This window comes from Streptomyces sp. NPDC054765 (assembly GCF_053612065.1).
In genome coordinates this window covers 169,398-183,589 of the sequence record NZ_JBSHBP010000007.1, presented here as the reverse complement: position 1 = coordinate 183,589, position 14,192 = coordinate 169,398, and the positions used below count along the sequence as shown (strand labels likewise).

Sequence of the window (14,192 nt, the reverse complement as noted above, 5' to 3'; positions counted from 1 at the left end):
CGCCAAGCGCCCCGCGCCCCGGCCGGGCCCCCGGCCCCCCGCCCGGCGCCCGGCCGCCCGCCCCCGCTCCGGACCCCAGGCACTCCGCCTCGGCAGCCCGCGCCCCCGGCTGCGGCTGGTCTCCCTCACGCTGACGCTGATCATGCTCGCCTTCGTCGTACGGCTCTTCCAGGTGCAGGCCGTGGACGCCGGGGCGTTCGCCGCCAAGGCCAACGAGAACCGCTACGTACCGGTCAAGCTGGCCGCCGAGCGCGGTGCGATCACCGACCGCAACGGCGTGGACCTCGCCACCACCGTCGACGCGTACGACATCACCGCCGACCCGAGCCTGCTGGCGCCCGGCAAGACCAAGATCGACGATGCTCCGCAGCGGGCCGCCGCGCTGCTCGCCCCCCTCCTCGGCGAGGACCGGGCCGCCCTCACCCGGAAGCTCGACCAGCCCACGGCGCGCTACGTCCTGCTCGCCCGCCAGCAGACCCCGCAGGTCTGGAAGCGGATCAAGGACCTGCGCCGGACCCTCGACGCCAAGGCGGCCGCCGCCCCCAAGAACGCGCCCCGCCCCGATGTCCTCGTCGGGGTCTTCGCCGACAAGCACAGCAAGCGCCTCTACCCGAACAAGGACCTCGCCTCCGGTGTCCTCGGCTTCGTCAACGGCGCCGGCAAGGGCGGCGGCGGCCTGGAGGCGCTGTGGGACAAGCAGCTGGCGGGCAAGGACGGCAAGCTCGTCTACGCCCAGTCCGGCGGCCGCCGCGTGCCCACCGCCGACACCCAGGAGCACCCCGCCGTCCCCGGCAGCGACGTCGAGCTGACCCTCGACCGCGACATCCAGTGGGCGGCCCAGCAGGCCATCACCGACCAGGTCGCCAAATCCCACGCCGACCGCGGCTATGTCGTCGTCCAGGACACCCGCACCGGGGAGATCCTGGCGCTCGCCAACGCGCCCGGATTCGACCCCAACGAGGTCTCGAAGGCCGATCCCGAGGCGCTGGGCAATGCCGCGCTCTCCGACGCCTTCGAGCCGGGGTCCACCAGCAAGCTGATGTCGATGGCCGCCGTTCTGCAGGAGGGCGTCGCCACGTCGTCCACCCGGGTCACCGTTCCCAACCGGCTGCACCGCGGCGACCGGCTGTTCGCGGACGACGTCGACCACGCCACCTGGCATCTGACGCTCAACGGCGTGCTCGCCAAGTCCAGCAACATCGGCACGATCCTCGCCGCCGGCCAGCTCGGCAGGACCCAGCCCCAGGCCAACCAGGTCCTGTACTCGTATCTGCGCAAATTCGGTATCGGGAAGCCGACCGGGCTCGGCTTCCCCGGGGAGACCGACGGCATCCTGGCCAAGCCCAAGGACTGGAACACCTCGCAGCAGTTCACCATCCCGTTCGGCCAGGGACTCTCCCTCAATGCCGTACAGGCCGCCTCCGTCTACTCCACGATCGCCAATGGCGGCGAGCGCATCGCCCCCTCACTGGTCCGCGGCAGCACCGGACCCGACGGCCATTTCGCACCGGCACCCAAGCCCGACAGGAACCGCGTGGTCAGCCGGAAGACCGCGACCACGCTCGCCACCATGCTCGAATCCGTGGTCGACGACGAGGAGGGCACCGGAGCCAAGGCGAAGATCGACGGATACCGCGTCGGCGGCAAGACCGGCACGTCCAACCGGGTGGACCCCAAAACCGGCCGCTACCACGGCTACACCGCGTCCTTCGCCGGCTTCGCCCCCGCCGACAAGCCCCGCATCACGGTCTACTGCGCCGTGCAGAACCCCACTACGGGCAGCTATTTCGGCGGCCAGGTCTGTGGCCCGATCTACCAGCAGGTCATGGCCTTCGCGCTGAAAACCCTCCAGGTCCCGCCGACCGGCGCCAAACCCCCGCGGCTGCCGGTCACCTTCACGCCAGGCCGATGAAATCGAGGCAATTCCGCCGTGACGACCATCACTCCCGACGGCACCCCCGACGGCACCCCCGTCCCGGGGAACTGCTCCGCCCCAGGGCCCTCACTTCGCCCCGGGCCGGTTGTGCCCGGTACGCTCACCGCCGTGTCACACGCTGATCAGTCCCCGAAAGCCCAGCACGCCGAGAAGGGCGGGCCCGGCACATATCCGGGAGCGCCGCGCCCTGAAACGGTCCGCCCCACCCCCCTGGCGGACCTCGCCGAGCAGCTGGGATGCCCGGCCCCGGACGCCGGCCACGCAGATGTCATGGTCACCGGCATCACCCATGACTCCCGGGCGGTCCGTCCCGGTGATGTCTATGCCGCGCTGCCCGGCGCCCGTCTGCACGGCGCCGACTTCGTCGCCCAGGCCGCCGACCTCGGTGCCGCGGCGATCCTGACCGACCCGTCGGGCGCCGAGCGCGCCGTGGCGACCGGCCTGCCGGTCCTCGCCGTCGAGAACCCGCGCGCCCGGATGGGCGCCCTGGCCGTGTCCATCTACGGAGCGCCGGGCGAGGACCTCCTCCAGATCGGCATCACCGGCACCTCCGGCAAGACCACCACCGCCTACCTCATCGAGGGCGGGCTGCGGGCGGCCGCCGCCAAGCAGCCCGAAGAGGGCGGCCTGCGCGAAGCGCGGCAGGCCCAGGGCGCCGGCGGCCGCCGGGCGGGCCGGCTGACCGGTCTGATCGGCACCGTCGAGACCCGTATCGGCGACGAGCGCATCAAGTCCGAGCGCACCACCCCCGAGGCCACCGACCTGCAGGCGCTGTTCGCCGTGATGCGCGAGCGCGGCGTCCGTGCGGTCGCCATGGAGGTCTCCAGCCACGCCCTGGTCCTCGGCCGGGTCGACGGCTGCGTCTTCGACGTCGCGATCTTCAACAACCTCAGCCCGGAGCACATGGAGTTCCACTCCGGGATGGAGGACTACTTCCAGGCCAAGGCGCAGCTGTTCACCAAGGCCCGCAGCCGGGCCGGCGTGGTCAATCTCGACGACGAGTACGGCAAGCGGCTGGCCGAGGGCGAGTCCGAGGTCCCGGTCACCACCTTCTCCGCGGAGGGCCACCCGGACGCGGACTGGCGGGCGTCGGACGTCGAGGTCGGCTCGCTCGGCTCGACCTTCACCGTGCACGGCCCGGACGGCCGGACCCTGCGCGCGGCCTCCCCGATCGCCGGCCCGTTCAACGTCGCCAACGCGCTCGCCGCGATCGTCTCCCTGGTCGTCGCCGGGATCGACCCGCAGACCGCGGCCGACGGCGTCGCCGCGGTGCCCGGGGTCCCCGGCCGCCTGGAGCGCATCGACGCCGGCCAGCCGTACCTGGCGGTCGTCGACTACGCCCACAAGACCGACGCCGTCGAATCGGTTCTGCGCGCGCTGCGCAAGGTCACCGACGGCAAGCTGCACGCCGTCCTCGGCTGCGGCGGCGACCGCGACCCCCACAAGCGCGCCCCCATGGGTGCCGCGGTGGCCCGGCTCGCCGACACGGCCATCCTGACCTCCGACAACCCGCGCAACGAGGATCCGCTCTCGATCCTCGCCACCATGCTCGCGGGCGCCGCGGAAGTCCCCATTCATGAACGCGGCACGGTGCTGGTCGAAGAAGAGCGGGCCACCGCCATCGCCGCCGCCGTCGCCCGCGCCGAGCCCGGCGACACCGTGATCGTCGCGGGCAAGGGCCACGAGCAGGGCCAGGACATCGCCGGAGTGGTACGCCCCTTCGACGACCGCCAGGTGCTGCGCGATGCCATCGAGGACGCGCTGAAGTCACAGAAGTCGCCGCAGTCACCGCACCCGAACCACCAGGGATGACACACCGCCATGCGCGCACAACTCCTTTACCGTCACCGCCCGCCCCTCGCCGGGGGTGACCTGTGATCTCCCTGTCCCTCGCCGAGATCGCGGACATCGTCGGCGGCCGGCAGTACGACATACCGGACGACGGCCGCCGGGTGACCGGACCGGTCGTGGCGGACTCCCGCGCGGTACGCCCCGGCGCACTGTTCGTGGCCTTCGCCGGTGAACGTGCCGACGGCCACGACTTCGCGCCCGGCGCCGTCGAGGCAGGCGCGGTGGCCGTACTGGCCGCCCGCCCCGTCGGCGTTCCCGCGATCGTCGTCGACGACGTGATCGCCGCACTCGGCGCGCTCGCCCGCGCCGTCGTCGGGCGTCTGGGCACCACCGTCGTCGGCCTCACCGGCTCGGCCGGCAAGACCAGCACCAAGGACCTGATCGCCCAGCTGCTGCAGCGCACCGGCCCGACGGTCTGGCCGGAGGGCAACCTCAACAACGAGATCGGGGTGCCGCTGACCGCGCTGCGCGCCGAGGAGAGCACCCGCCATCTCGTCCTGGAGATGGGCGCCCGCGGCGTCGGCCACATCCGCTACCTCGCCGGGCTGACCCCGCCGAGGATCGGTGTGGTGCTGAACGTCGGCACCGCGCACATCGGCGAGTTCGGCGGCCGCGAGCAGATCGCCCTGGCCAAGGGCGAACTCGTCGAGGCACTGCCGTCGGCCGAGGACGGCGGGGTCGCGGTGCTCAACGCCGACGACCCGTACGTGCGCGCCATGGCTCCCCGCACAAAGGCCCGCACGCTGCTGTTCGGTGAGGCCGAGGACGCCGCCGTACGTGCTGAGAATGTCCGGCTCACGGACCTCGGACAGCCTGCCTTCACGCTTCACACACCCTCCGGGTGCAGCGATGTGACCATGCGGCTGTACGGTGAGCACCACGTGTCGAACGCGCTCGCCGCGGCCGCCGTAGCCCATGAGTTGGGCATGCCCGCAGACGAGATCGCCATCGCGCTCTCCGAAGCCGGCACGCTCTCCCGCTGGCGTATGGAGGTCACCGAGCGCGCGGACGGCGTGACGGTCGTCAACGACGCCTACAACGCGAACCCCGAGTCCATGCGAGCGGCGCTGCGTGCGCTGGTCGCCATGGGCGCAGCCGCCAAGGCCAAGGGCGGTCGTACGTGGGCGGTGCTCGGTGAGATGGCCGAGCTCGGCGAGGAGTCACTCGCCGAACACGACGCGGTCGGGCGGCTGGCCGTCCGGCTCAACGTCAGCAAGCTCGTGGCAGTCGGCGGCAGGGAAGCGGCCTGGCTCGACATGGGCGCCAAGAACGAGGGTTCGTGGGGTGAGGAGTCGGTGCACGTGTCCGACGCGCGGGCGGCGGTCGACCTGTTGCGCAGCGAGCTGCAACCGGGAGACATCGTGCTGGTGAAGGCGTCCAGGTCGGTGGGGCTGGAGCGGGTGGCCGCAGCGTTGCTGGACGACGCAGGCATCGAGAGCGCTACGGGCGCTGAGGGTGGAGCCGCGTCCCGATGAACTCGATGAAGCAGATCCTCTTCTCCGGAATGATCGGGCTCTTCCTGACCCTGATCGGCACCCCGCTGCTGATCAAGCTGCTGGCCAAAAAGGGATACGGGCAGTTCATCCGTGATGACGGCCCGCGCGATCACCACAGCAAGCGCGGTACGCCCACCATGGGTGGTATCGCCTTCATCCTGGCCACGATCATCGCCTATGTGCTGACCAAGGTCATCACGAGCAGTGACCCCACCTTCTCCGGTGTGCTGGTGCTGTTCCTGATGGCGGGCATGGGCCTGGTGGGCTTCCTCGACGACTACATCAAGATCGTCAAGCAGCGTTCGCTGGGCCTGCGGGCCAAGGCCAAGATGGCCGGCCAGCTGATCGTCGGCATCGCCTTCGCCGTGCTGTCGCTGCAGTTCGCCGATCTGCGCGGGCAGACCCCGGCGTCCGACCGGCTCTCGTTCACCCAGGACTTCGGCTGGCAGATCGGCCCGGTGATCTTCGTGATCTGGGCGCTGTTCATGATCCTGGCGATGTCCAACGGCGTGAACCTCACCGACGGCCTCGACGGCCTCGCCACCGGTGCCTCGGTGATGGTCTTCGGCGCGTACACGTTCATCGGCATCTGGCAGCACCAGGAGTCGTGTGCCAACCAGATCACCGCGGGACCGGGCTGTTACGAGGTCCGCGATCCACTCGACCTCGCGGTCGTCGCCTCGGCCCTGATGGGTGCCTGCTTCGGCTTCCTGTGGTGGAACACCTCGCCCGCCAAGATCTTCATGGGCGACACCGGCTCGCTGGCCCTGGGCGGCGCGCTGGCCGGGCTGGCCATCTGCTCCCGTACGGAGCTGCTGCTGGCCATCCTCGGCGGTCTCTTCGTCCTGATCACCATGTCCGTGGTCATCCAGGTCGGCTCGTTCCGGCTGACCGGTAAGCGGGTCTTCCGGATGGCGCCACTCCAGCACCACTTCGAACTCAAGGGGTGGTCGGAAGTCCTTGTGGTGGTCAGATTCTGGATCATTCAGGGCATGTGCGTGATCGTCGGGCTGGGCATCTTCTACGGCGGCTGGCAGGCCGCCAAGTGACCGCCCCGAGCCCGGCCCACCTTCCCGCGGGGTTCGCCGGTCAGCACATCACCGTCGCCGGCCTGGGCGTGAGCGGCATCAGTGCCGCCCGCGCGCTGGCCGGCCTCGGCGCCGTCGTCACCGTCGTGGACGGGGGCGACGGCGAGAAGCAGCAGGCCGCCGCGCGGGAGCTGGAGGCCGAAGGCATCACCGTCCGCCTCGGCGACGGGGAGACCCTGCCCAAGGGCACCGACCTCGTCGTGACCTCGCCGGGCTGGAGGCCGGACAGCCCGCTGTTCGCGGCGGCCGCCGCGGCCGGGGTGGACGTGGTCGGCGACGTGGAGATCGCCTGGCGGCTGCGCGAGACCGTCGCGGGAGCGGCGCCCGCCGCCTGGCTCGGGGTCACCGGCACCAACGGCAAGACCACCACCGTGCGGATGCTGGCCTCGATCCTGGCCGCCGAAGGACTGCACACCGCCGCCGTCGGCAACATCGGCACCCCGATCATCGACGTCGTCCTCGGCCAGGGCAAGGACGGCGAGCGCCCCTACGACGTGCTCGCCGTCGAGCTCTCCAGCTACCAGCTGCACTGGGCGCCGTCGCTGCGTGCCCACTCCGCCGCGGTCCTCAACCTCGCCCCCGACCACCTCGACTGGCACGGCTCCATGGCGGCGTACGCCGCCGACAAGGGCCGGATCTACGAGGGCAACACCGTCGCCTGCGTCTACAACGTGGCCGACAAGGCGACCGAGGACCTGGTGCGCGAGGCGGATGTCGAGGAGGGCTGCCGGGCCATCGGCTTCACCCTCGGCACCCCCGGGCCCTCCCAGGTCGGCGTCGTCGAGGGCATCCTCGTCGACCGCGCCTTCGTGGAGAACCGGCAGCAGCAGGCCCAGGAGCTCGCCGAGGTCTGCGACATCGCGCCCGGCTCCGGAACCCCTGCCCCGCACAACATCGCCAACGCCCTCGCGGCGGCGGCGCTGGCCCGTGCCTTCGGCGTCCGGCCCGCCGCCGTACGCGACGGACTGCGCGCCTTCCACCCGGACGCGCACCGCATCCAGCACATCGCGGATCTCGACGGCGTCACCTACATCGACGACTCCAAGGCCACCAACACCCACGCCGCCGAGGCGTCGTTGGCGGCGTACGAGCACATCGTGTGGATCGCCGGCGGCCTCGCCAAGGGCGCGACCTTCGACGAGCTGGTGCGGAAGTCGGCCGCCCGGCTGCGCGGTGTGGTGCTGATCGGCGCCGATCGGGCGCTGATTCGCGAAGCCCTGACGCGACACGCCCCCGATGTCCCGGTGGTCGACGTCGACCGGACCGACACTGGGGCGATGCCCGAGGCGGTCCGGGAAGCGACCCGCCTGGCCGGGCCCGGCGACACCGTCCTGCTGGCTCCGGCCTGTGCCTCGATGGACATGTTCGTCAATTACAACAAGCGGGGCGAGGCCTTCGCCGACGCGGTCGGTGAGCTGACCGCGCGGGGTCACTAGACCGCTTCTCCCCGCTGTCGTCGTCAGCCGGCGGCGAGCGCACCTGTGGAGGGGACGAGGATGACGGCCCGATCGGCGAAGGCGGTCCCGTCGCGTCCGCGTCGGCCGTCCACGGTGCGACGGCCCCGCGGCGGCCGCGCACCGGGCGGCCCCCGGGGGCTCCACACCCGGCTGAAACGGGCCTGGGACCGCCCGCTGACCGCGTACTACCTGATCCTCGGCGGCAGCCTGCTGATCACCGTCCTGGGGCTGGTGATGGTCTACTCGGCGTCCCAGATCAAGGCGCTGCAGTCCGGTCTCGCCCCGACGTACTTCTTCCGCAAGCAGCTGCTCGCCGCCGTCCTCGGCGGCGGGCTGCTGCTGGCCGCCTCCCGGACGACGGTACGGCTGCACCGCGCACTGGCCTACCCGCTGCTCGCCGCCTCGGTGTTCCTGATGTGCCTGGTGCAGATCCCGGGGATAGGGGTCGCGGTCAACGGCAACCAGAACTGGATCAACCTCGGCGGCCCTTTCCAGATGCAACCGAGCGAGTTCGCCAAGCTCGCGCTGGTGCTGTGGGGCGCCGATCTGCTGGCCCGCAAACAGGACAAAAGGCTGCTGGTGCAGTGGAAGCATCTGCTGGTGCCGCTGATCCCGGTGGCCTTCCTGCTGCTCGGGCTGATCATGCTCGGCGGCGACATGGGCACCGCGATCATTCTCACGGCGATCCTCTTCGGGCTGCTGTGGCTGGCCGGTGCGCCGACCCGGTTGTTCGTGGGGGTGCTGGGCGGCGCCGCGCTGATCGGCGCCCTGCTGATCAAGACCAGCGCCAACCGGATGTCCCGGCTGGCCTGCATCGGTGCGACCGATCCGGGCCCCGGCGACCAGTGCTGGCAGGCCGTACACGGCATCTACGCCCTGGCGTCCGGCGGATTCTTCGGTTCCGGCCTCGGCGCAAGTATGGAAAAATGGGGAGAACTCCCTGAACCGCACACCGACTTCATCTTCGCCATCACGGGGGAGGAACTGGGTCTGGCGGGGACGCTGTCGGTGCTCGCCCTCTTCGCGGCTCTAGGCTATGCGGGTATCCGCGTGGCCGGACGCACGGAGGACCCCTTCGTACGGTACGCCGCGGGAGGTGTGACCACCTGGATCATGGCCCAGGCCGTGATCAACATCGGTGCGGTGCTCGGCCTGTTGCCGATCGCCGGTGTCCCGCTCCCGCTGTTCTCCTACGGGGGCTCCGCCCTGCTGCCGACGATGTTCGCCGTCGGGCTGCTGATCGCCTTCGCGCGTGACGAGCCCGCTGCACGGGCGGCGTTGGCCGCGCTGGCCACGCGGAAGCCGGTTTTCGGAAGGAAACCGGCTGGGGTGAGATGGAAGACGATGAGACGGCGCGTCAAGAAGCGGCCGTCCGGAGAGCGGTGAATTTCGGTGCATGTCGTACTCGCCGGTGGGGGGACCGCCGGCCACATCGAGCCCGCGCTCGCCCTCGCGGACGCACTGCGGAGGCAGGACCCCACCGTGGGGATCACGGCACTCGGTACGGAGAAGGGGCTGGAGACCCGGCTCGTGCCGGAACGCGGCTATGAGCTGGGCCTCATCCCGGCCGTGCCGCTGCCGCGCAAGCCCACGCCCGAGCTGATCACCGTCCCCGGGCGGCTGCGCGGCACGATCAAGGCCGCCGAGCAGATCCTGGAGCGCACGAAGGCGGACTGTGTCGTCGGCTTCGGCGGCTATGTGGCGCTGCCCGGCTATCTGGCCGCCAAGCGCCTCGGGGTGCCGATCATCGTCCACGAGGCCAACGCCCGCCCCGGCCTGGCCAACAAGATCGGCTCGCGGTACGCCAAGTTCGTCGCCGTCAGCACCCCGGACAGCAAGCTGCGCGGCGCCCGCTACGTCGGCATCCCGCTGCGCCGCACCATCGCCACCCTGGACCGGGCCGCGGTCCGCCCGGAGGCGCGGGCCGCGTTCGGTCTCGACCCCAATCTCCCGACCCTGCTGGTGTCCGGTGGCTCCCAGGGCGCCCGCCGGCTGAACGAGGTCATCCAGGCCGCCGTGCCGGTCCTGCAGCGCGCCGGCATCCAGGTCCTGCACGCGGTCGGTCCGAAGAACGAACTGCCGCACGCGGACAACATGCCCGGTATGCCCCCCTATGTGCCGGTACCGTACGTGGACCGGATGGATCTCGCGTACGCCGCGGCCGACATGATGCTTTGCCGCGCGGGCGCAATGACCGTCGCCGAGTTGTCCGCAGTCGGGCTCCCGGCCGCGTTCGTCCCGTTGCCCATCGGCAACGGCGAGCAGCGGCTCAATGCCCAGCCGCTGGTCAACGCCGGCGGGGGCCTGCTGGTCGACGACGCCCAGCTGACCCCGGACTGGGTGCAGAACAGCGTGCTCCCGGTCCTGGCCGATCCGCACCGGCTGTACGAGATGTCCCGCGCGGCCTCCGAGTTCGGCCGCCGGGACGCCGACGAGCTGCTGGTCGGCATGGTGTACGAGGCGATCGCGCAGCACAACAAGTAGCGCACGAGAGAAGGCAGGGAGCGTGGCCGGACCGGCAACCGCCCGACGCGGCGAGAAGAAGTCACCGTCCGGCCCGCCCTCCGCCGCGCCGCCCGGCGGTCCGGGGTTCCGGTGGGCGCGCATTCCCCTGCGCGTACCGGGCCGCCGCGGTCTGATCATCATCACGGTCGTCGCGGTACTGCTCGGCGCGCTCGGTGTCTGGGCGCTCTACGCCTCGAACTGGCTCCGGGTGGAACGCGTCAAGGCCACCGGAACCAAGGTCTTGACGCCGCATGAGGTCATCGCCGCGGCGCACGCCCCGATGAACGTGCCGCTGGTCTCCGTGGACACCGACGCGCTCGCCCGCCGCCTGCGGGCGAGGCTGCCGCGCATCAAGACCGTTGACGTCGAGCGGTCCTGGCCGCACACGATCGCTCTGAAGGTGAGCGAAAGAGTGCCGGAACTGGTGATGCGAGCGGACGGAAAGTTCGCCGAAGTGGACGCCGAGGGCGTCCGGTTCGCCACCGTCCGCACGGCCCCCCAGGGCGTTCCGCTTCTGGAAATGGCCGTATCCGACTCCCCGAGTCTGCGCCGGTTCGGAAATGACCGGTTGCGGCGCGCTGCCGTGGAGGTCGCCGGGGATCTGCCCACGGCCGTACGCACGGACGTACGCAAGGTCCGTGTACGGTCCTACGACGCCATCACCCTCGAACTGAACGGCGGCCGGACGGTCGCCTGGGGCAGCCGCGAAGAGGGCGCCGAAAAGGCAAAGGTGCTGACCGCGCTGCTGAAAGCGGCACATGACGGGCGTCACTTCGATGTCTCGGTGCCCAGCGCCCCTGCGGTATCCGGGAGTTGACGTGCCGAGTCGCAGGCCAGCACCCTGGATGGCTACGACTATGGGTGATCACATAGGGTGAAAAGAAAAACGGGAGGTTCGGCGTGTTCGTTGAACGCGTGCGCCTTGTCGACTTAGTGTCTCGTTCCAAAGGGACTATGGAACCAAGGAACACAGGCACAGGTAACCCTAAACTTCAACGTTAGGGTTCGGGTCGGCGATACGAACCGTCCCATCGGCATCAGTCGGCGTCCACACGCACGTGCGGCGACGACACGTAACTCGAGGCGAGAGGCCTTCGACGTGGCAGCACCGCAGAACTACCTCGCAGTCATCAAGGTCGTCGGCATCGGCGGCGGTGGCGTGAACGCCATCAACCGGATGATCGAGGTCGGGCTCAAGGGCGTCGAGTTCATCGCGATCAACACCGATGCGCAGGCGCTGCTGATGAGCGACGCCGACGTCAAGCTCGACGTGGGCCGCGAAATGACGCGCGGACTCGGCGCCGGCGCCAACCCGGATGTGGGCCGCAAGGCGTCCGAGGACCACCGCGAGGAGATCGAGGAGGTCCTCAAGGGGGCCGACATGGTCTTCGTGACCGCGGGTGAGGGCGGTGGCACCGGCACCGGCGGCGCCCCCGTCGTCGCCAACATCGCCCGCTCGCTGGGCGCCCTGACGATCGGTGTGGTCACCCGGCCGTTCACCTTCGAGGGCCGCCGTCGCGCCAACCAGGCCGAGGACGGCATCGCCCAGCTGCGCGAAGAGGTCGACACCCTCATCGTGATCCCCAACGACCGGCTGCTGTCCATCTCGGACCGTCAGGTGAGCGTGCTCGACGCGTTCAAGTCCGCGGACCAGGTGCTGCTGTCGGGTGTCCAGGGCATCACCGATCTGATCACCACCCCGGGTCTGATCAACCTCGACTTCGCCGACGTCAAGTCCGTGATGTCGGAGGCCGGTTCCGCGCTCATGGGCATCGGCTCGGCACGGGGCGACGACCGCGCGGTGGCCGCCGCGGAGATGGCGATCTCCTCGCCGCTCCTGGAGGCCTCCATCGACGGCGCCCGCGGGGTGCTGCTCTCCATCTCCGGTGGTTCCGACCTCGGTCTCTTCGAGATCAACGAGGCTGCGCAGCTGGTCAGTGAGGCCGCGCACCCGGAGGCCAACATCATCTTCGGTGCGGTCATCGACGACGCGCTGGGTGACGAGGTCCGGGTGACGGTGATCGCCGCCGGCTTCGACGGCGGCCAGCCGCCGGCCCGCCGCGACGCGCAGTCCGCGCTGTCGTCCCAGAAGCGCGAGGAGCCCGCCCCGGCCCCGAGCCGTCCGGCCGCTCCGCCGGAGCCGCGTTCGTCGTCCTTCGGCGGCCTGGGTTCGGTGCCCGTACGGGACGAGGAGCCGGCCCCGGCCGAATCCTCGGCGCTGGGCGAGGTTCCGTCGCCCCCGGCGAGCGCCCCGCAGGTTCCCCCGGCCCGTCCGTACTCGGACTCGGCGGCCGAGGAACTGGACGTCCCCGACTTCCTGAAGTGACGTAAAGCACCGAAGTGATAGGGCAACAGCACCACGAGAGCGGCGCGCACTTCGCCTTCACCGACAGGTGGGGCGGGGTGAGCGCCGCTCCGTACGATCAGCTCAACCTGGGCGGCGCGGTCGGCGACGACCCGCAGGCGGTACGCGCCAACCGCGCCCGCGCCGCCGCGGAACTCGGCCTCGACCCGGCCGCGGTGGTCTGGATGAACCAGGTGCACGGCCGGGACGTCGCGGTGGTCGACGGGCCATGGCACGGCAACGACATCCCCGGTGTGGACGCGGTGGTGACGGATCGCCGCGGCCTCGCCCTCGCCGTTTTGACCGCCGACTGCACCCCGGTCCTGCTGGCCGACCCGGTCGCCGGGATCGCGGGGGCCGCGCACGCGGGCCGGCCCGGTCTGGTCGCCGGGGTCGTCCCGGCGGTCGTCGGGGCGATGGTGGAGCGGGGCGCGGTACCGGCGCGGATCGTCGCGTACACCGGACCCGCGATCTGCGGGCGGTGCTACGAGGTGCCCGAGGCGATGCGTTCCGAGGTCGCCGCGGTGGTGCCCGAGTCCCGTGCGACGACCGGCTGGGGCACCCCTTCGGTGGACGTCACCGCAGGTGTACGGGCCCAACTCGCCGCGGCGGGCGTCCCGGTGCGTGAGGATTCCCACATCTGCACCCGCGAATCCGCGGACCATTTCTCTTACCGGCGCGACCGTACGACGGGGCGGCTCGCGAGCTATGTATGGCTCGGGGACACCCCCGGCCCGCGGCTGGGGGAGGCCGACAGTGACGGATGACCGCAAGACGCAACTGGCGCAGAACATGGCGCTAGTGGAGGAACGTATCTCCGCTGCTTGTGCCAGGGCCGGCCGGCCGCGTGACGAGGTGACCCTGATCGTGGTCACCAAGACCTACCCGGCGAGCGATGTCCGGCTGCTCGCCGAGCTGGGGGTGCGCCAGGTCGCGGAGAACCGCGATCAGGAGGCGGCCCCCAAGGCTGCTGAATGCGCTGATTTGCCCCTCACTTGGCATTTCGTTGGGCAACTTCAGACGAACAAGGTGCGGTCTGTGGCCGGTTATGCCGGAATTGTTCAGTCGGTCGACCGGGCCCGGCTCGTCACCGCGCTCTCCAAGGAGGCGGTGCGTGCCGAGCGTGAACTGGGGTGCCTGATCCAGGTGGCGCTCGACGCGGAGTCGGGGGAGCGGGGTGAGCGCGGCGGGGTGGCGCCCGACGGGGTCGAGGCGCTGGCCGAGGTGATCGCCGGGGCCCAAGGGCTGCGGCTGGACGGTGTGATGACCGTTGCGCCGCTGGCCGGGCCCTATGCCGGACGTGAACTCGCCGCTTTCGAAGGGCTCATGGAAATCTCATCCGACCTGCGCGCGGCCCATCCTGCTGCCAACATGGTGTCAGCAGGCATGAGCGCGGACCTCGAAGACGCCGTGACGGCCGGGGCGACACATGTGCGCGTCGGCACTGCGGTACTCGGAGTCCGACCACGGCTCCGGTAACGTCGCCAAGCAAGTCGGACCACAGCACAAAATATG

General features: G+C 70.8%; 11 protein-coding genes. All 11 read left to right on the top strand.

Annotated features, from left to right (window positions below; genetic code table 11):
- The coding region (locus ACWGJY_RS07585; RefSeq protein WP_453259843.1) for a peptidoglycan D,D-transpeptidase FtsI family protein at nt 1-1,912 on the top strand (1,912 nt) is incomplete at its 5' end.
- Between the two features lie 18 nt (nt 1,913-1,930).
- Nucleotides 1,931-3,748 (top strand): UDP-N-acetylmuramoyl-L-alanyl-D-glutamate--2,6-diaminopimelate ligase, encoded by a 1,818-nt coding sequence (locus ACWGJY_RS07580; protein ID WP_453259842.1) that lies wholly within the window; start codon nt 1,931-1,933, stop codon nt 3,746-3,748.
- Nucleotides 3,749-3,810: 62 nt separating this feature from the next.
- Nucleotides 3,811-5,262 carry a UDP-N-acetylmuramoyl-tripeptide--D-alanyl-D-alanine ligase gene (locus ACWGJY_RS07575; protein ID WP_453259841.1) on the top strand — a complete coding sequence of 484 codons (1,452 nt, stop codon included), beginning with the start codon at nt 3,811-3,813 and terminating at the stop codon, nt 5,260-5,262.
- Nucleotides 5,263-5,267: 5 nt separating this feature from the next.
- Nucleotides 5,268-6,332, top strand: a complete 1,065-nt coding sequence (mraY, locus tag ACWGJY_RS07570; protein ID WP_088801983.1) for a phospho-N-acetylmuramoyl-pentapeptide-transferase — start codon at nt 5,268-5,270, stop codon at nt 6,330-6,332.
- A complete protein-coding gene (gene murD / locus ACWGJY_RS07565) occupies nt 6,329-7,807 on the top strand; it encodes a UDP-N-acetylmuramoyl-L-alanine--D-glutamate ligase (protein WP_453259840.1) in 1,479 nt (492 codons plus the stop codon). Before mraY ends, murD begins: the two co-directional genes overlap by 4 nt.
- Before the next feature lie 60 nt (nt 7,808-7,867).
- Nucleotides 7,868-9,214, top strand: a complete 1,347-nt coding sequence (gene ftsW, locus ACWGJY_RS07560; RefSeq protein ID WP_453259839.1) for a putative lipid II flippase FtsW — start codon at nt 7,868-7,870, stop codon at nt 9,212-9,214.
- A 6-nt stretch (nt 9,215-9,220) separates the two neighbouring features.
- On the top strand, nt 9,221-10,312 hold the full coding sequence (gene murG / locus ACWGJY_RS07555) for an undecaprenyldiphospho-muramoylpentapeptide beta-N-acetylglucosaminyltransferase (protein ID WP_366421335.1): 1,092 nt from the start codon (nt 9,221-9,223) through the stop codon (nt 10,310-10,312).
- Nucleotides 10,313-10,334: 22 nt separating this feature from the next.
- The gene (locus ACWGJY_RS07550) at nt 10,335-11,150 is read left to right on the top strand and encodes a cell division protein FtsQ/DivIB (RefSeq protein WP_453259838.1); all 816 of its coding nucleotides are present in this window, start codon (nt 10,335-10,337) and stop codon (nt 11,148-11,150) included.
- Nucleotides 11,151-11,432: 282 nt separating this feature from the next.
- Nucleotides 11,433-12,659 (top strand): cell division protein FtsZ, encoded by a 1,227-nt coding sequence (gene ftsZ, locus ACWGJY_RS07545; RefSeq protein ID WP_453259837.1) that lies wholly within the window; start codon nt 11,433-11,435, stop codon nt 12,657-12,659.
- 14 nt (nt 12,660-12,673) lie between these two features.
- Nucleotides 12,674-13,444 carry a peptidoglycan editing factor PgeF gene (gene pgeF / locus ACWGJY_RS07540; RefSeq protein WP_453259836.1) on the top strand — a complete coding sequence of 257 codons (771 nt, stop codon included), beginning with the start codon at nt 12,674-12,676 and terminating at the stop codon, nt 13,442-13,444.
- Nucleotides 13,386-14,156, top strand: coding sequence for a YggS family pyridoxal phosphate-dependent enzyme (locus tag ACWGJY_RS07535; protein WP_453259835.1), 771 nt, complete (start codon nt 13,386-13,388; stop codon nt 14,154-14,156). Before pgeF ends, ACWGJY_RS07535 begins: the two co-directional genes overlap by 59 nt.
- Nucleotides 14,157-14,192 lie beyond the last annotated feature (36 nt).